We start from the raw sequence: 15,384 nt of genomic DNA, 5'->3' as shown, positions 1-15,384 counted from the left end.
CTGGCACGGCCAAGCGTGGCCTCCAGCAAAGCGGGTCGCAGGTGACGGTCGAAGTGACCGGCACGGCCGCCCCGACCTCGCAGGGTGGTTCCCCGCTGGCGCATTGCGCTGGCCGGGCCCGCACCTCCCTCGCTGCTCCGGCGAACCGGAAAACCCCCTTCCTGCTCCACGCCCGCCCCCCGGGCAGGCGTGGCGCTGCCGTTTTCCATTTCCAGACAGGATGCTTGCAGCCATGACTCCCTTGATTTTCGTAACCGGCGGCGTGGTGTCCTCGCTCGGCAAAGGTATTGCCGCCGCGTCACTGGCCGCCATTCTCGAAGCGCGTGGCCTGAAGGTCACGATGATGAAGCTCGATCCGTACATCAACGTCGATCCGGGCACCATGAGCCCGTTCCAGCACGGTGAGGTGTATGTCACCGACGACGGCGCCGAAACCGATCTCGACCTGGGCCACTACGAGCGCTTCGTGCGTACCCGCCTGAGCCGCAAGAACTCGGTCACCACCGGTCGCATCTACGAAGAAGTGATTCGCAAGGAGCGCCGCGGCGACTACCTGGGCGCGACCGTGCAGGTCATTCCGCACATCACCGATGAGATCCGTCGCTGCATGGACGAAGCCACCGAGGGCTTCGACGTGGCCCTGGTGGAGATCGGTGGCACCGTCGGCGACATCGAGTCGCTGCCGTTCCTGGAGGCGATCCGCCAGGTGCGTACCGAGCGTGGCCCGGAAAAGGCACTGTTCATGCACCTCACCCTGGTGCCGTACATCGCCGCCGCGGGTGAACTGAAGACCAAGCCGACCCAGCACTCGGTGAAGGAACTGCGCTCGATCGGCATCCAGCCGGACGTGCTGCTGTGCCGTTCGGAACAGCCGGTACCGGATTCGGAGCGCCGCAAGATCGCCCAGTTCACCAACGTCTCCGAGCGCGCGGTGATCAGCGTCCCCGACGTCGATGTGCTGTACCGCATTCCAATGGGCCTGCACGCGCAGGGCCTGGACGAGATCGTCATCAACCAGCTGAAGCTGGCGGACAAGGCCGGCCCGGCCGACCTGTCGATGTGGGAAGACGCCGTCGATGCCACCCTGCATCCGCTGGATGCGGTGACCATCGCGGTGGTCGGCAAGTACATCGACCACCAGGACGCCTACAAGTCGGTCGGCGAGGCGCTCAAGCACGGTGGCCTGCGCCAGCGCACCAAGGTCACCCTGAAGTGGCTGGAAGCGCAGGACCTGGAAGGCAGCGACATGTCCGCGCTGGCGGATGTCGACGGCATCCTGGTGCCGGGTGGTTTCGGCGACCGTGGCTTCGAAGGCAAGGTCCTCACCTCGCAGTACGCCCGTGAGCGGAAGGTGCCGTACTTCGGCATCTGCTACGGCATGCAGGCTGCCGTGGTCGACTACGCGCGCCACGTGGTGGGCCTGGAAGACGCCAACAGCACCGAGAACGATCGCCAGTCGCCGAACCCGGTGATCGGCCTGATCACCGAGTGGCGCACCGCCACCGGCGACGTGGAAAAGCGTGACGACAAGAGCGACCTGGGCGGTACCATGCGCCTGGGCCTGCAGGAGCAGCGCCTGAAGCCGGGCACGCTGGCCCGCGAGCTGTACGGCAAGGACGTGGTCGCCGAGCGCCACCGCCACCGCTACGAGTTCAACAACCGCTACCGCACCCAGCTGGAAGACGCAGGCCTGGTGATCGCCGGCAAGTCGATGGATGACACCCTGGTGGAAGTGGTTGAACTGCCTCGCGACCAGCATCCGTGGTTCCTGGCCTGCCAGGCGCACCCGGAATTCCTGTCCACCCCGCGTGATGGCCACCCGCTGTTCATCGGCTTCATCCGTGCCGCGCGCGAGCGCAAGGCCGGTGGCAAGCTGCTGCAGGAAGTGCGCGCCTGACTTGTCATGGGGGCCGCCGGCCCCCATCTTGCTCGCTTCAACCCCAGCGCACCGGCACTGCCGGTGTAGCGGACAACAAGGAAACGCCATGAAACTGTGTGGATTCGAGGTCGGGCTGGACCAGCCCCTGTTCCTGATCGCCGGCCCCTGCGTGATCGAGTCGATGCAGCTGCAGCTGGATACCGCCGGCAAGCTGAAGGAAGTGACCGACAAGCTCGGTGTGAACTTCATCTTCAAGTCCAGCTTCGACAAGGCCAACCGCACCTCCGGCACGGCCTTCCGTGGCCCGGGCATGGAAGAGGGCCTGAAGGTGCTGGCCGAGGTCAAGAAGCAGATCGGCGTGCCGGTGCTGACCGACGTGCACGAGTACACCCCGATGGATGAAGTGGCCTCGGTGGTGGACGTGCTGCAGACCCCGGCGTTCCTGGTCCGCCAGACCGACTTCATCCGCAAGGTGTGCGCGGCCGGCAAGCCGGTCAACATCAAGAAGGGCCAGTTCCTGGCGCCGTGGGACATGAAGCCTGTCGTCGAGAAGGCCAAGGCCACCGGCAACGAGCAGATCATGGTCTGCGAGCGTGGCGCCAGCTTCGGTTACAACAACCTGGTCAGCGACATGCGTTCGCTGGCGGTGATGCGCGATACCGGCTGCCCGGTGGTGTTCGATGCCACCCATTCGGTGCAGTTGCCGGGCGGGCAGGGCACCAGTTCCGGCGGCCAGCGCGAGCATGTGCCGGTGCTGGCGCGTGCCGCGGTTGCCGTGGGCATCTCCGGCCTGTTCGCCGAAACCCATCCGGACCCGTCCAAGGCGTTGTCCGATGGCCCCAATGCGTGGCCGCTGGACCAGATGGAAGCCCTGCTCGAGACCCTGATGGAACTTGACGCGGTGACCAAGAAGCACGGCTTCTCGCGCTTCGCGTGAGTCAGCACCCGCGGGCGGTGCTGGAGATCCAGCGTCGTCGCCGGCACTGGCGGCAGTGGCCGTGGGGCCCGATCGCACTCGGTCTGGCCCTGCTCTCGGTATCGGGCGTATTCGCCATGGGCATGCTGTTCGGTGCCGGCATGCGCCCGTCCAGCGCCGGCGGCCCGGTAGTGAACCTGATGCCCTTCGTCATTGCCCTGGCGGTGGCCGAGGTGCTGACCATTTCCGCAGGGTTTTGCGCCGCGGTGCTCGGCTGGCGTCTGAACCGGGGCAGGGTCACCGCTGCACTGGCGATGGTCCTGCTGTCGCTGTGGGCGGGCATCCTGCTGCACGATCTGCTTTGATGAATACGACGCCCGAATCCTCGCGCAGCCGGCCCTGGGGCCTGATCGCGCTGTTGCTGTCGGTGCTCGCCTGGTGCGCCTTGCTGCTTGGCGTGCTGGCCTTCGCTGCCAGCTTCCGGCCCCCGGGGGATGGCAACAACGGCGTGCAGGCCATGCAGTACTGGATGCTGGGCGCGCTGATCACGCTGGTGCTGTCCTTTGCCAGCAGCCTGAGCGCGATGGTGATGGCCTGGCGACGGCGGCGCGGACCGGTGTGCGCGGCCATCGCGGGTGCGCTTCTGGTGATGCTGGTGTCGCTGGTGATGATCGTGATCGGGTCCAGTTGGGGCTGATGCCGCTCAGGCCATTTGGCAAGTGAGGGGTAGCCGGGGATAATCACGCGGCATTCGTTTTTGTCGCCCCCTCTCCATACAGGTAACCGGCCCGACCATGAGTACGATCCGCAGCATCCATGCCCGTGAAATCCTCGACAGCCGTGGCAACCCCACGCTGGAAGCCGAAGTCACCCTGGAGGACGGTTCGTTCGGTCGCGCCGCGGTTCCCTCCGGCGCATCGACCGGCACCAAGGAAGCGGTGGAGCTGCGTGACGGCGACAAGACCCGTTACCTCGGCAAGGGCGTGCGCAAGGCCGTCGACAACGTCAACGGCACCATCGCCAACGCGCTGAAGGGCTTCGAGGCTACCGACCAGGCCGGCCTGGACCGTCGCCTGATCGATCTGGATGGCACCGAGAACAAGGGCCGCCTGGGCGCCAACGCACTGCTGGGTGTTTCCATGGCCGCCGCGCACGCCGCCGCTGCCTCCAGCAAGCAGGCACTCTGGCAGTATCTGGCCAGCAAGACCGGCGCGACCCCGTCGCTGCCGGTGCCGATGATGAACATCATCAACGGCGGCGCGCACGCCGACAACAATGTCGATTTCCAGGAATTCATGGTGCTGCCGGTCGGCTTCACCTCGTTCTCCGAAGCGCTGCGTGCCGGCACCGAAATCTTCCATTCGCTGAAGTCGGTGCTGAAGGGCCACGGCCTGAGCACGGCGGTGGGCGACGAAGGCGGCTTCGCGCCGGACTTCCGCAGCAACGTCGAAGCGCTGGACACGATCCTCGAAGCCATCGGCAAGGCCGGCTACACCGCCGGTGAAGACGTGCTGCTGGGCCTGGACGTGGCCTCCAGCGAGTTCTTCGAGAACGGCAAGTACAACCTGGTCGGCGAGAACAAGCGCCTGACCTCGGAGCAGTTCGTCGACTTCCTCGCCGACTGGGCCGCGCAGTACCCGATCATCACCATCGAAGACGGCCTGGCCGAGAACGACTGGGCGGGCTGGAAGCTGCTGACCGATCGCATCGGCAAGAAGGTGCAGCTGGTCGGCGACGATCTGTTCGTCACCAATCCGAAGATCTTCCAGGAAGGCATCGATTCGGGCACCGCCAACGCGATCCTGATCAAGGTCAACCAGATCGGCACCCTCAGCGAAACCCTGGAAGCGATCGCCATGGCCGACCGTGCCGGTTACGCCGCCGTGGTCTCGCACCGTTCGGGGGAAACCGAAGACACCACCATCGCCGATATCTCGGTGGCCACCACCGCCACCCAGATCAAGACCGGCTCGCTGTGCCGCAGCGATCGCGTGGCCAAGTACAACCAGCTGCTGCGCATCGAGGAAGCCCTCGGTGCCGGCGCGCGTTACGCGGGTCGTGACGCGTTCGTGTCGCTGAAGCGCTGAGCCGATGCGCGACTGGCGCTGGCTGCTGCTGTTGCTGGCCCTGCTGCTGGCATGGCTGCAGTACCGTTTCTGGTTCGGCCCGGGCAATTCGGGTGAAGTGATGATGCTCGAAGCCCAGGTCGCCAACCAGGAGCGGGACAATGACGGTCTGCAGCAGCGCAACGATGCGCTTGCTGCCGAAGTGAAGGACCTCAAGGAAGGCCAGTCCGCAATCGAAGAACGCGCGCGCAGCGAGCTGGGCATGATCAAGCCTGGCGAGAAGTTCTATCGCGTCGTGGAAGATGCACCCGTGCGTCCGGCGCAGCCTGCGCCGGTCACGGCCCAGGCCGGTGATCATCCGGCAGACGTGCCATGAGCGCGGCGATCTGGGTGGTTGTTCCGGCCGCAGGGCGCGGCACCCGTTTTGGTGCGCCGTTGCCCAAGCAGTACCTGCAGGCAGGCGGGCAGACCCTGCTCGCCCATACCCTGGACACGCTGCTGGCACACCCGGCCGTGGCCGGGGTGATGGTGGTGATCGGCGCGGACGATGCTGACTGGCCTGGCTGGACCGAATGGGCCGGCAAGCCGGTGCTGACCTGCACCGGTGGTGCCACCCGCGCCGCCTCGGTGCTGGCGGGGCTGCAGGCCCTGCCGGACAGTGTGCGTGCCGATGAATTCGTGCTGGTGCACGACGCGGCGCGTCCGAACCTGTCGCAGGCCGATCTTGGCCGCCTGCTGGAAGTGGGGCGTACCGACCCGGTCGGCGCCATTCTGGCCGCGCCGGTGCGCGACACCCTCAAGCGTGCTGGCGACGATGGCGGTATCGATGGCACCGAGCCGCGTGAGCGCCTGTGGCGTGCACTGACGCCGCAGCTGTTCCGCCGTCACCAGCTGATCCGCGCCTTGTCCGAAGCGGCTGCTGCCGGCGTCGACGTCACCGACGACGCCATGGCCATGGAGCGCCAGGGCCAGCGCCCGCTGCTGGTGGAAGGCAGCGAGGACAACTTCAAGGTCACCACCCCGGCCGATCTCGATCGTTTCGAATTCGTACTCTCCCGCCGCGCCGGCTGACCGCCCGCGCGGCCCTGCTGCAAGGGCTGCATCCATGAGCACCTCCCCGTTCCCGCCCGTCCGTATCGGCCAGGGCTACGACGTCCATGCCTTCGGTGAAGGCGACCACATCATGCTCGGCGGCGTCGCGGTACCGCACAGCTGCGGCGTGCTCGCACACAGCGACGGCGACGTGATCCTGCACGCGCTGTGCGACGCCATGCTCGGCGCGATCGCGCTCGGCGACATCGGCCAGCACTTCCCGCCCAGCGACGACCGCTGGAAGGGCGCGGACAGCAGCGAGTTCGTGCGCCACTGCGACAGCCTGCTGCGCGAGCGCGGCTGGCGTGTCGGCAACACCGACATCACCGTGATCTGCGAGCGGCCCAAGGTCGGCCCGCATGCCCTGGCCATGCGTGAGCGCATCGGCGAACTGCTGCAGCTGCCGTTGGATGCGGTCAGCGTCAAGGCCACCACGTCCGAGAAGCTGGGCTTCACCGGTCGCGGCGAAGGCATCGCCGCGCAGGCGGTCGTGCTGCTGGTGGCCGCATGATCCCGTTGCCGCTGGCGTTTGGCGCGCCGCTGCTGCAGGCGCGCATCCGCACCACGCCGGAAGACTTCCAGGTCGATGAGCTGCCGGCCTTCGAGGCCACCGGTGAAGGCGAGCACCTGCTGCTGCATATCCGCAAGCGCGGCGCGAACACGGTGCACGTGGCCAAGGTGCTGGCCAAGTGGGCGGGCCTGCCGGAAATGGCGGTCAGCTATGCCGGCATGAAGGATCGCAATGCGGTCACCACCCAACGCTTCAGTGTGCATCTGCCCAAGCGCGTCGCGCCGGATCTGGCCGAGCTGGCCAGTGACGAGATCGAGGTGATCGAGTCCACCTGGCACAACCGCAAGCTGCAGCGCGGTGCGCTGGCGGGTAACCGCTTCAAGCTGGTGCTGCGCGATGTGCAGGGTGACGCCGCGGCAATCGACGAGCGCCTGCAGCAGATTGCCACGCGCGGCCTGCCGAACTGGTTCGGCGAGCAGCGCTTCGGTCGTGATGGTGGCAATGTGCCGGCGGCGCTGGCGATGTTCGGGGGCCGCCGCATGCGCAAGGACCAGCGTTCGCTGCTGTTGTCGGCCGCCCGTTCGGCGCTGTTCAACCGGGTGCTGGCCGCGCGCGTGGAGCACGGCAGCTGGGACCAGCCGCTGCAGGGCGAAGTGTGGATGCTGGACGGCAGCCGCAGCGTGTTCGGTCCCGAGCCGTACAGCGACGTGCTGGCCGAGCGCCTGGCGCGCTTCGACATTCATCCCAGCGCCCCGCTGTGGGGCGAGGGTGAGCTGCGCAGCAGTGACGCCGCCCGTGAGCTGGAACTGGCTGCGCTGGATGATGATGAATCCAAGGCGCTGCGCGTAGGCCTGGAAGAGGCGCGGCTGAAGCAGGAGCGACGCGCGCTGCGGCTGCGTCCGGCACTGCTGCAGCACCAGTGGTTGGCCGCTGACGTGCTGGAGCTGTCCTTCGCGCTACCGCCGGGCTGCTACGCCACGGCCGTCCTGCACGAGCTCGGGCCCGTCGAAGACGCGTCGCAGGCCTGAAAGAAAAAGGGGACGGAGGCGAAGAGCATCCACGCATGGCGTGGATCTACTTTCCTCCGCTCGCCCCAGTAGATCCACGCCATGCGTGGATGAATCGTTAGTAGATCCACGCCATGCGTGGATGGCCGTCAGCAGATCCACGCCACGCGTGGATGAATCCCACCGGCAGAACGTCAGCGCCGCGCCAGCAGCACCAGCACTGCGCCGGTGCCGCCTTGCCCGGTCGGGGCGGAATGGAACGCCAGCACATCGTTGCGCAGGCGCAGCAGCCGGTCCACCAGGTTCTTCAACACGGGCGCACTGCCATCGGATTGCAGGCCCTTGCCGTGGATGATGCGCACGCAGCCGTACTCGTGGGCGTGCGCCTCCAGCAAGAACTGGCGCAGCATCGCCTCGGCCTGCGAGGCGGTGGCGCCATGCAGGTCAAGTTCGTCCTGTACCGAGTACTGCCCGCGCTTCAAGCGCTGGAACAAGCGTGGCGGCAGATTGTCACGTCGGTAGCTGGCAACGTCGCCCGCCTCGAGGGGAGCGTTGTCGCGCAGCAGCCGGGCGAACTCACCGGCAGCTTCGGCATCGTCGCGCTCGGCCATGCGCGCGCGCGGCTTGGGGCGCGGCGCGGCAGGCGCGGGCTCCACTTCCTTCCGCAGCGGCGTCACTTCGCCGATGGCTGCACGGAACAAGGCAGCCGGATCTTCGTCTTCAGGGTGCGACATGCGCACAGGTTAAACCGGCTGCGCGGGTCTGCCTATGACCGTTTGATGTCGGCCGTGACCGCAGACAGGGTAGGACCCAGCGCCCGCTTGCGGCACAATAGTCGGCGCACTTGCGGAGTCACCACCTCCTTGTAGGAGGCTGGCCGGTTTCGCCCACGTTGCAAGGTGACGGGATCGAATTCTTGGAAAATCAAGCGGTTAAATCGAAGATGCGCATCCTGGTCAGCAATGATGACGGTGTCGACGCGGCAGGCATCCGGATGCTTGCCTCGGTGCTGCGCGAGGCCGGGCACGAAGTCACGGTGGTCGCACCCGACCGCGATCGCTCCGGCGCCAGCAATTCGCTGACCCTGGATCTGCCGATCCGGCTCAAGCGCATCGACCACTACACCGTGTCGGTGGCCGGCACGCCTACCGACTGCGTGCACTTGGCGCTGACCGGCCTGCTGGAGTTCGAGCCTGACATTGTCGTGTCCGGTATCAACAATGCCGCCAATCTCGGCGATGACGTGATCTATTCCGGCACCGTCTCGGCGGCGATGGAAGGTCGTTTCCTCGGCCTGCCCGCAGTCGCGGTGTCCTTGGTGACCCGCAACCACGACCCGAAGCATTTCGAGACGGCGGCGCGTGCCGCGGTGGAGATCGTTGCCCGCCTCAAGGCCGATCCGCTGCCGGCCGACACCATCCTCAACGTCAATGTGCCGGACCTGCCGTGGAGCGAGGTCAAGGGCTTCGAAGTCACCCGCCTGGGCAACCGCCATCGCGCCGAAGGCTGCATCGCGCAGAAAGACCCGCGCGGCAACGAGGTGTACTGGATCGGTCCGGCCGGCCGCGAGCAGGACTCCGGCCCGGGCACCGATTTCCATGCGGTGCGCACCGGCCACATTTCGATCACCCCGATCCAGGTCGACCTGACCCGCTACCAGGCGCTGGAAAAGGTCGCCAGCTGGGTCGGCGGCCTTACCGCCGCGCTGGACCAGCCGGCATGAGCCCACGCCTGCGCCTGCAGCCGGAAGCGGTCGGCATCGGCATGACCTCGCAGCGCGTGCGTGACCGTCTGGTCGACCGCCTGCGCGAGGCCGGCATCGTCGACGAGTCGACGCTGAACGCGATCCGGGTGGTGCCTCGTCATCTGTTCATCGACGAGGCCCTGGCCTCGCGCGCGTATGAAGACACCGCGCTGCCGATCGGCCACGGCCAGACCATTTCCCAGCCGTGGGTGGTCGCGCGGATGACCGAGGCCGTGCTGCAGGTGGCGCCGAAGAAGGTGCTCGAAGTGGGCACCGGTTCTGGCTACCAGGCTGCGGTGCTTGGTGCGCTGGGGCTGGAGGTCTATACCGTCGAGCGCATCGGTGACCTGCTGCGGCAGGCGCGCAAGCGTTTCCGCGCGCTGGGCATGAACATCCGCACCAAGCACGACGATGGCCGCGTCGGCTGGGCCGAGCATGGTCCGTTCGACGCCATCGTGGTCACCGCTGCCGCACCGGCCCTGGTCGATGCCCTGGTCGAGCAGCTCGCCGAAGGTGGCCGCCTGGTCGCCCCGGTTGGTGGCGCGGGTGCACAGTCGCTGGTGCAGCTTGACCGCAAGGACGACGGCAGCATCGAACAACGCGTGCTGGCGCCGGTCACCTTCGTGCCGCTGCTGTCTGGCATGCTCGATTGAATCCACGGAGCAGGGTCGCATGAAGATTTTCGGGCCGCTGTACGAGCGGGCGATGAAGTGGGCCGCGCACGAGCGCGCGCCGACCTATCTGATGGTGCTGAGCTTTTTCGAAGCCATCATCTTCCCGGTGATGCCGGAAGTGATGCTGGCGCCGATGTGCGTGGCCCAGCCCAAGCGCGGCTGGTGGTTCGCCACCCTTAGCCTGGCCGGCTCGATGGTCGGCGCGGTGATCGGTTACGCGCTGGGCCACTACGCATTCGAGGCGGTCAAGCCGATGTTCGAGGCGCTGGGCATGCTGCCGGCGATCGAGCAGGGCATCGCTACCGTGCAGGCCAAGATGGTGGAGTCGCCCTGGGCGGTGTTCACCTTCCTGGTGCTCGGCGGCTTCATGCCGATTCCGATGAAGGTCTTCACGTGGGCATCGGGTATCGTCGGCGTGCCGATGCCGCAGTACCTGTTGAGCATGTTGATCGGTCGTGGCAAGCGCGTGTTCGTGCTTGCTGCGGTCATCCGTATCGGTGGTGCGCGCGCCGAAGCAGTGCTGCGCCGATGGATTGAACCGCTGGGCTGGATCGCCACCGCGTTGGTGGTGGTGCTGATCGCCTGGCTTGTATGGAGGTCGAAGTTCGCATGAGTGCAGATCGTCTGAGCAAGGGAGTGCGCATCGGCGCACTGGCGTTGCTGGTATCCACCCTGGCCGCCTGTGGCACCGCCACCGTGGTCCGGCCCAGTGGCAGCGGCGGCAGTGGCGTCAGCACGCCGAAGACATCGGTGCCCAAGCCGGGGCAGACGGTGGTCGTGCGCAAGGGCGACACCATCTATGCACTGGCCCGCATCCATGACATCACGCCGGCCGACCTGATCGCCTGGAACAGCCTGGACAATCCGTCGACCATTTACCCGGGGCAGGTGATCCGCCTGTATCCGGCCGGTTCCGGTGGTGGCCGTGCGCCGACCACCGTGGTTACCGCGCCGCGTCCGGGTGGCAGCACATCTGGCGGCAGTACCGCGCCGACGCCGGGTCCGGCCGGTCCGGTCAAGAGCAACATCGCCTGGCGCTGGCCGGCCGATGGCGCAGTCGTCGGCCGCTACGTGGCCGGCGATGCGACCAAGCAGGGTGTGGACATCGCCGGCACCAGCGGCGCACCGGTGAAAGCCACGGCCAATGGCGTCGTGGTGTATTCCGGCGCCGGCCTGGTCGGCTATGGCGAGCTGATCATCATCAAGCACAGCGACCAGTGGCTGTCGGCCTATGGCCACAACCGCAAGCGCCTGGTCAATGAAGGGCAGAGCGTGAAGGCCGGCGAGCAGATCGCCGAGATGGGCCGTACCGGTGCCAACCGGGACATGCTGCACTTCGAGATCCGCTACAACGGCAAGCCGGTCGACCCGCAGCAGTATCTGCCGGCGAAGTGATCGGACATTCGCCTACCGGGCGGATCCCCGGCCCGGCGCAGCGCGCCGGGCCATGCCCGGCATGTTGATCTGTAGAGCCGAGCCAATGCTCGGCTGCCTTTCCGTCGCTGCACGGCGCCGCCCGAGCAGCGGCTCGCGCGCTAAAAATGGGGCGTGATCCAGGGTAGCGCCGGGCCATGCCCGGCGGCTTCAGGCCTCAGCCTTCCAGGATGAAGGCGGCCGCCACCTTGCGGCCTTCGCCGGCAAGGATGTTGAAGGTGCGTGCGGCAGCCGGATTGTTCATCACTTCCAGGCCGATACCGCGCGACAGGCAGGCGGCCATCACAACCGCCGGCGGAAACGCCTGACGCTCGCCGGTGCCGAGCAGTATCAACGCTGGCTTCAGTGCCAGGATCGGCTCCAGGTCAGCCACCTGCAGCGCCGCGACGTCGGTCACCGGCCACTGCTCGACCAGCTGATCAGGGGTCAGGAAGAAGCTGCGGCCCAGAACGCGATCATTGACCCGCGCCGAGCGACCGTCCGCGGCGCGCAGGCTGTAGGCGTAGTCGGGCAGTTCGTGGTTCAGCTGCATGGCAGGGACCGATCAGCCGCGCGGCAGCACGATCTGGCGGTGTTCCTTGCTCGGGCGGTACAGCACGGCCACATGGCCGATACGCTGCACCAGCGCACTGTCGGTGGCCTGCACGATCTCGCCGATCATCACGTCGCGGGCGTCACGGTCTTCGGCGGCAACCTTCACCTTGACCAGTTCGTGGCGCTCCAGCACTTCGTTCAGCTCGGTCAGGAAGGCCGGCGTGACGCCCTTGCCGCCGGTCTGCAGCAGGGCCTTCAGGTCGTGGGCTTGGCCGCGCAGGAAACGGGTCTGGGAAGGGGTCAAGGCAGTGGGCATGCAGAAAACACGGTTGAATGGGACGATCAGGGTATCATGGCGACCCCATCAGCCCCTATTTCCAATGGCTACCCGCAGCAAAAGCAGCCAGCGCTGGCTCAAGGAACATTTCTCCGATCCCTTCGTGAAGAAGGCCCAGGCCGAAGGCATGCGCTCCCGTGCGGCCTACAAGCTCGAAGAGCTGCTCGAACGTGACCGGTTGCTGAAGCCTCACATGGTGGTGGTCGACCTCGGCGCGGCCCCGGGCGGCTGGTCTCAGCAGGTTCGGAGACAGATTGGCGACACTGGCCGCGTGCTGGCCCTGGACATTCTGGACATGCCGCCGTTGGCCGGCGTGGAGTTCCTTCATGGTGACTTCAGGGAAGAAACCGTCCTATCGGAGTTTGAAGCCATGCTCGGGGATCAGCCGGTAGACCTTGTGCTGTCGGACATGGCCCCCAATAAGAGTGGTGTGGGCGCGGTCGACCAGCCGCGGATGATGCACCTGGCGGAGCTGGCGCTGGATTTTGCCGACAACCACCTCAAGACCGGTGGGGCATTCCTGATCAAGCTGTTCCAGGGGGAAGGCTTTGACGACTACGTGCGCGACATGCGCCGCCGGTACGACAAGGTTTCCATCCGCAAGCCGGAAGCCTCGCGCAAGCGCTCTCCCGAGGTGTATGCCTTGGGTCAGGGAAAACGCGCCCACATGAAGTAAGCTCGACCCCGTAAGTTCGACCCCAACGCAACGCCAGCACTAAGAGGAACACCGGAGCCAATGAGGATGAACGACTTGACCAAGAACCTCCTGCTATGGGTGGTCGTCGCCGTCGTGCTGATGGTGGTCTTCCAGAGCTTCTCACCCAAGACCTCAGGGGCCGGGGCGCAGGGCGCTTCGTACTCGCAGTTCCTGGACCAGGTGGACACCGGCAACGTGCAGAAGGTCGCCTTCGGCGGCGATACGCGCGGCGGTACCAGCCAGATCACCTACACCACCCGTGGTGGGCAGTCGTCCACCATCACCGCGCCGTTCGATCGCGACCTGATCAACGTGCTGCGCACCAAGAATGTCGAGATCGTGCAGGAAGAGCCGTCCAGCGGCATCTCCCTCGGCGCGATCCTGATGAATTTCCTGCCGGTCATCCTGATCATCGGCTTCTGGTTGTTCATCATGCGGCAGATGCAGGGCGGTGGCGGCGGTGCCAAGGGCGCGATGTCCTTCGGCAAGTCGCGCGCCAAGCTGCAGGGCGAAGACCAGATCAAGGTCACCTTCGCCGACGTTGCCGGCTGCGACGAGGCCAAGGAAGAAGTCGGCGAACTGGTCGACTTCCTGCGTGACCCGTCCAAGTTCACCAAGCTCGGCGGCAAGATTCCGCGCGGCGTGCTGATGGTTGGCCCGCCGGGTACCGGCAAGACGCTGCTGGCCAAGGCCATCGCGGGCGAAGCCAAGGTGCCGTTCTTCTCGATCTCCGGTTCGGACTTCGTGGAAATGTTCGTCGGCGTCGGCGCCAGCCGTGTGCGCGACATGTTCGAGCAGGCCAAGAAGCACGCGCCGTGCATCATCTTCATCGATGAAATCGACGCCGTCGGCCGTCACCGTGGTGCCGGCCTGGGCGGCGGTCATGACGAGCGCGAGCAGACCCTGAACCAGCTGCTGGTCGAGATGGATGGTTTCGAAGGCGGCGAAGGCGTGATCGTGATCGCCGCCACCAACCGTCCGGACGTGCTGGACCCGGCGCTGCTGCGTCCGGGCCGCTTCGACCGCCAGGTGGTGGTCGGTCTGCCGGACGTGAAGGGCCGCGAGCACATCCTCAAGGTGCACATGCGCAAGCTGCCGCTGGCCGACGACGTCGTGCCGATGGTGATCGCGCGTGGTACCCCGGGCTTCTCCGGTGCCGACCTGGCCAACCTCTGCAACGAGGCCGCCCTGTTCGCCGCCCGCGGCAACGAGAAGGAGGTCCGCATGGACCACTTCGATCGTGCCCGCGACAAGATCCTGATGGGTGCCGAGCGCCGTTCGATGGCCATGAGCGAGGAGGAGAAGACCCTCACCGCCTACCACGAAGCTGGTCATGCCATTGTCGGCCGCCTGGTGCCCGAGCATGACCCGGTCTACAAGGTCACCATCATCCCGCGCGGCCGTGCGCTGGGTGTGACCATGTACCTGCCGGAAGGCGACAAGTACTCGATCAACCGCGTGGCGATCAACTCGCAGCTGTGCTCGCTGTATGGCGGTCGCGTCGCCGAAGAACTGATCTTCGGGCCGGACAAGGTCACTACCGGTGCCTCCAACGACATCGAGCGCGCCACCAAGATGGCCCGCAACATGGTCACCAAGTGGGGCCTGTCGGAGACCCTTGGCCCGATCGCCTACGGTGAAGAGGACGATGAAGTGTTCCTCGGCCGTTCGGTCACCCAGCACAAGAGCGTGTCCAACGACACGGCGCGCCGCATCGATGAGGAAGTGCGCAGCATCCTGGACAAGGCCTATGCCCGGACCACCGAGCTGCTGACCGCCAACGTCGACAAGCTGCATGCGATGACCCAGCTGCTGCTGCAGTACGAAACCATCGACGCGCCGCAGATCGACGCCATCATGGAGGGCCGCGATCCGCCGCCGCCGATGGGTTGGACCAAGTCGAGCAAGGACGATGGCGGCAATGACAAGGGTGGCGACGCCCGTCCGCTGCCGCCGATCGCCGGTCCGGCCGAATCGATCTGACGGCCTGCCGTACGCAATGCAAGACGAGGCCGGGGCAACCCGGCCTTGTTGTTTCCGGGCCCCGGCCCATCCGATCCCGACCGTCCGCTGGAGTCCGCATGTCCGCCCCCAAGCCTGAACCGATTTCCCACACTGCCGAGATGGTGATCGCCACCGTGGTCGGTGTCGCCGTCGGCCTGACCGTGGACAATCTGCTGCTGGGCTGTGGCGTCGGCATCGCAGTGGGCATCCTGCTGAGCATCATCAAGACGCTGTACGTAGACCGGAAGCGTCGGCGCAAGTAGGGTTTTGCGGCCGGGCTGCGCCCGGCACCCGCAGAGGCGGTAGTGCCGGCCGCTGGCCGGCAACCTCAACAGCAACAGCAACAGCAACAGCAACAGCAACAGCAACAGCCGGCATTCCGTGTGATGGCGGGGCGGTGTCGGATTGCGGGGACGCCGCAAGTACGTCCCTGTAGGCTTGGCCGCGGCATCCATGCCGCGGACACCCCGCCATCCGACACCTCCCCGC

Annotated in this window: 19 protein-coding genes; 16 read left to right on the top strand and 3 right to left on the bottom strand. The window is 66.5% G+C overall.

Going from position 1 to position 15,384, the window contains the following annotated elements:
* Positions 1–232: 232 nt before the first annotated feature.
* The 9 genes from GIW57_RS20935 (at position 233) to truD (ending at position 7,492) form a co-directional block, all read left to right on the top strand.
* The gene (locus GIW57_RS20935; protein ID WP_236512656.1) at positions 233–1,897 is read left to right on the top strand and encodes a CTP synthase; all 1,665 of its coding nucleotides are present in this window, start codon (positions 233–235) and stop codon (positions 1,895–1,897) included.
* Positions 1,898–1,985: 88 nt separating this feature from the next.
* On the top strand, positions 1,986–2,816 hold the full coding sequence (kdsA, locus tag GIW57_RS20930; protein WP_099820088.1) for a 3-deoxy-8-phosphooctulonate synthase: 831 nt from the start codon (positions 1,986–1,988) through the stop codon (positions 2,814–2,816).
* Positions 2,813–3,160, top strand: a complete 348-nt coding sequence (locus GIW57_RS20925; protein ID WP_236512655.1) for a hypothetical protein — start codon at positions 2,813–2,815, stop codon at positions 3,158–3,160. Before kdsA ends, GIW57_RS20925 begins: the two co-directional genes overlap by 4 nt.
* Positions 3,160–3,492, top strand: coding sequence for a hypothetical protein (locus GIW57_RS20920; protein ID WP_236512654.1), 333 nt, complete (start codon positions 3,160–3,162; stop codon positions 3,490–3,492). The genes GIW57_RS20925 and GIW57_RS20920 overlap by 1 nt, the downstream gene beginning before the upstream one ends.
* 97 nt (positions 3,493–3,589) lie before the next feature.
* Positions 3,590–4,882, top strand: a complete 1,293-nt coding sequence (gene eno, locus GIW57_RS20915; RefSeq protein ID WP_236512653.1) for a phosphopyruvate hydratase — start codon at positions 3,590–3,592, stop codon at positions 4,880–4,882.
* Positions 4,883–4,886: 4 nt separating this feature from the next.
* On the top strand, positions 4,887–5,237 hold the full coding sequence (gene ftsB, locus GIW57_RS20910) for a cell division protein FtsB (protein ID WP_236512652.1): 351 nt from the start codon (positions 4,887–4,889) through the stop codon (positions 5,235–5,237).
* On the top strand, positions 5,234–5,932 hold the full coding sequence (gene ispD, locus GIW57_RS20905) for a 2-C-methyl-D-erythritol 4-phosphate cytidylyltransferase (RefSeq protein WP_236512651.1): 699 nt from the start codon (positions 5,234–5,236) through the stop codon (positions 5,930–5,932). Before ftsB ends, ispD begins: the two co-directional genes overlap by 4 nt.
* A 34-nt stretch (positions 5,933–5,966) precedes the next feature.
* Positions 5,967–6,464 (top strand): 2-C-methyl-D-erythritol 2,4-cyclodiphosphate synthase, encoded by a 498-nt coding sequence (ispF, locus tag GIW57_RS20900; RefSeq protein ID WP_089240241.1) that lies wholly within the window; start codon positions 5,967–5,969, stop codon positions 6,462–6,464.
* Positions 6,461–7,492, top strand: a complete 1,032-nt coding sequence (truD, locus tag GIW57_RS20895) for a tRNA pseudouridine(13) synthase TruD (protein ID WP_236512650.1) — start codon at positions 6,461–6,463, stop codon at positions 7,490–7,492. Before ispF ends, truD begins: the two co-directional genes overlap by 4 nt.
* A gap of 173 nt (positions 7,493–7,665) precedes the next feature.
* Here the strand turns inward: truD and GIW57_RS20890 are convergent, their stop codons facing one another.
* On the bottom strand, positions 7,666–8,205 hold the full coding sequence (locus GIW57_RS20890) for a Smr/MutS family protein (RefSeq protein WP_236512649.1): 540 nt from the start codon (positions 8,203–8,205) through the stop codon (positions 7,666–7,668).
* Positions 8,206–8,414: 209 nt separating this feature from the next.
* Here GIW57_RS20890 and surE point away from each other — a divergent pair, with 209 nt between their 5' ends.
* The 4 genes from surE to GIW57_RS20870 are packed head-to-tail and all read left to right on the top strand — an operon-like array spanning position 8,415 to position 11,284.
* Entirely contained in the window at positions 8,415–9,194 is a 780-nt protein-coding gene (gene surE / locus GIW57_RS20885) for a 5'/3'-nucleotidase SurE (RefSeq protein WP_089240247.1), read from the top strand.
* Positions 9,191–9,868 (top strand): protein-L-isoaspartate(D-aspartate) O-methyltransferase, encoded by a 678-nt coding sequence (locus GIW57_RS20880; protein ID WP_089240249.1) that lies wholly within the window; start codon positions 9,191–9,193, stop codon positions 9,866–9,868. Before surE ends, GIW57_RS20880 begins: the two co-directional genes overlap by 4 nt.
* A gap of 19 nt (positions 9,869–9,887) precedes the next feature.
* Positions 9,888–10,502, top strand: coding sequence for a YqaA family protein (locus GIW57_RS20875; protein ID WP_236512648.1), 615 nt, complete (start codon positions 9,888–9,890; stop codon positions 10,500–10,502).
* The gene (locus tag GIW57_RS20870) at positions 10,499–11,284 is read left to right on the top strand and encodes a peptidoglycan DD-metalloendopeptidase family protein (protein ID WP_236512647.1); all 786 of its coding nucleotides are present in this window, start codon (positions 10,499–10,501) and stop codon (positions 11,282–11,284) included. The genes GIW57_RS20875 and GIW57_RS20870 overlap by 4 nt, the downstream gene beginning before the upstream one ends.
* Before the next feature lie 196 nt (positions 11,285–11,480).
* Here GIW57_RS20870 and GIW57_RS20865 read toward each other — a convergent pair whose 3' ends face one another.
* On the bottom strand, positions 11,481–11,855 hold the full coding sequence (locus tag GIW57_RS20865) for an Mth938-like domain-containing protein (RefSeq protein ID WP_236512645.1): 375 nt from the start codon (positions 11,853–11,855) through the stop codon (positions 11,481–11,483).
* Positions 11,856–11,867: 12 nt separating this feature from the next.
* The gene (gene yhbY, locus GIW57_RS20860; protein ID WP_025878910.1) at positions 11,868–12,173 is read right to left on the bottom strand and encodes a ribosome assembly RNA-binding protein YhbY; all 306 of its coding nucleotides are present in this window, start codon (positions 12,171–12,173) and stop codon (positions 11,868–11,870) included.
* 64 nt (positions 12,174–12,237) lie between these two features.
* On the opposite strand from yhbY, the gene rlmE reads away from it, so the two are divergent.
* The 3 genes from rlmE (at position 12,238) to GIW57_RS20845 (ending at position 15,158) form a co-directional block, all read left to right on the top strand.
* Positions 12,238–12,870 (top strand): 23S rRNA (uridine(2552)-2'-O)-methyltransferase RlmE, encoded by a 633-nt coding sequence (gene rlmE, locus GIW57_RS20855; protein ID WP_100464728.1) that lies wholly within the window; start codon positions 12,238–12,240, stop codon positions 12,868–12,870.
* Between the two features lie 66 nt (positions 12,871–12,936).
* Entirely contained in the window at positions 12,937–14,874 is a 1,938-nt protein-coding gene (ftsH, locus tag GIW57_RS20850) for an ATP-dependent zinc metalloprotease FtsH (protein WP_162292006.1), read from the top strand.
* Positions 14,875–14,972: 98 nt separating this feature from the next.
* On the top strand, positions 14,973–15,158 hold the full coding sequence (locus tag GIW57_RS20845; protein ID WP_100464731.1) for a hypothetical protein: 186 nt from the start codon (positions 14,973–14,975) through the stop codon (positions 15,156–15,158).
* Positions 15,159–15,384 lie beyond the last annotated feature (226 nt).

The sequence above is a fragment of the Stenotrophomonas sp. PA-6-5C genome, assembly GCF_021605635.1.
Lineage (GTDB): Bacteria > Pseudomonadota > Gammaproteobacteria > Xanthomonadales > Xanthomonadaceae > Stenotrophomonas > Stenotrophomonas lactitubi.
The sequence above is the reverse complement of the archived record's forward strand: the minus strand, read 5'-3'. Positions and strand labels throughout refer to the sequence as shown.

Bases quoted from the DNA above. Each gene is read 5' to 3' on its own strand.
- GIW57_RS20935 (WP_236512656.1), top strand. From the start codon at position 233: ATGACTCCCTTGATTTTCGTAACCGGCGGCGTGGTGTCCTCGCTCGGC.
- kdsA (WP_099820088.1), top strand. From the start codon at position 1,986: ATGAAACTGTGTGGATTCGAGGTCGGGCTGGACCAGCCCCTGTTCCTG.
- GIW57_RS20920 (WP_236512654.1), top strand. From the start codon at position 3,160: ATGAATACGACGCCCGAATCCTCGCGCAGCCGGCCCTGGGGCCTGATC.
- eno (WP_236512653.1), top strand. From the start codon at position 3,590: ATGAGTACGATCCGCAGCATCCATGCCCGTGAAATCCTCGACAGCCGT.
- ftsB (WP_236512652.1), top strand. From the start codon at position 4,887: ATGCGCGACTGGCGCTGGCTGCTGCTGTTGCTGGCCCTGCTGCTGGCA.
- ispD (WP_236512651.1), top strand. From the start codon at position 5,234: ATGAGCGCGGCGATCTGGGTGGTTGTTCCGGCCGCAGGGCGCGGCACC.
- ispF (WP_089240241.1), top strand. From the start codon at position 5,967: ATGAGCACCTCCCCGTTCCCGCCCGTCCGTATCGGCCAGGGCTACGAC.
- truD (WP_236512650.1), top strand. From the start codon at position 6,461: ATGATCCCGTTGCCGCTGGCGTTTGGCGCGCCGCTGCTGCAGGCGCGC.
- GIW57_RS20890 (WP_236512649.1), bottom strand. From the start codon at position 8,205: ATGTCGCACCCTGAAGACGAAGATCCGGCTGCCTTGTTCCGTGCAGCC.
- surE (WP_089240247.1), top strand. From the start codon at position 8,415: ATGCGCATCCTGGTCAGCAATGATGACGGTGTCGACGCGGCAGGCATC.
- GIW57_RS20880 (WP_089240249.1), top strand. From the start codon at position 9,191: ATGAGCCCACGCCTGCGCCTGCAGCCGGAAGCGGTCGGCATCGGCATG.
- GIW57_RS20875 (WP_236512648.1), top strand. From the start codon at position 9,888: ATGAAGATTTTCGGGCCGCTGTACGAGCGGGCGATGAAGTGGGCCGCG.
- GIW57_RS20870 (WP_236512647.1), top strand. From the start codon at position 10,499: ATGAGTGCAGATCGTCTGAGCAAGGGAGTGCGCATCGGCGCACTGGCG.
- GIW57_RS20865 (WP_236512645.1), bottom strand. From the start codon at position 11,855: ATGCAGCTGAACCACGAACTGCCCGACTACGCCTACAGCCTGCGCGCC.
- yhbY (WP_025878910.1), bottom strand. From the start codon at position 12,173: ATGCCCACTGCCTTGACCCCTTCCCAGACCCGTTTCCTGCGCGGCCAA.
- rlmE (WP_100464728.1), top strand. From the start codon at position 12,238: ATGGCTACCCGCAGCAAAAGCAGCCAGCGCTGGCTCAAGGAACATTTC.
- ftsH (WP_162292006.1), top strand. From the start codon at position 12,937: ATGAACGACTTGACCAAGAACCTCCTGCTATGGGTGGTCGTCGCCGTC.
- GIW57_RS20845 (WP_100464731.1), top strand. From the start codon at position 14,973: ATGTCCGCCCCCAAGCCTGAACCGATTTCCCACACTGCCGAGATGGTG.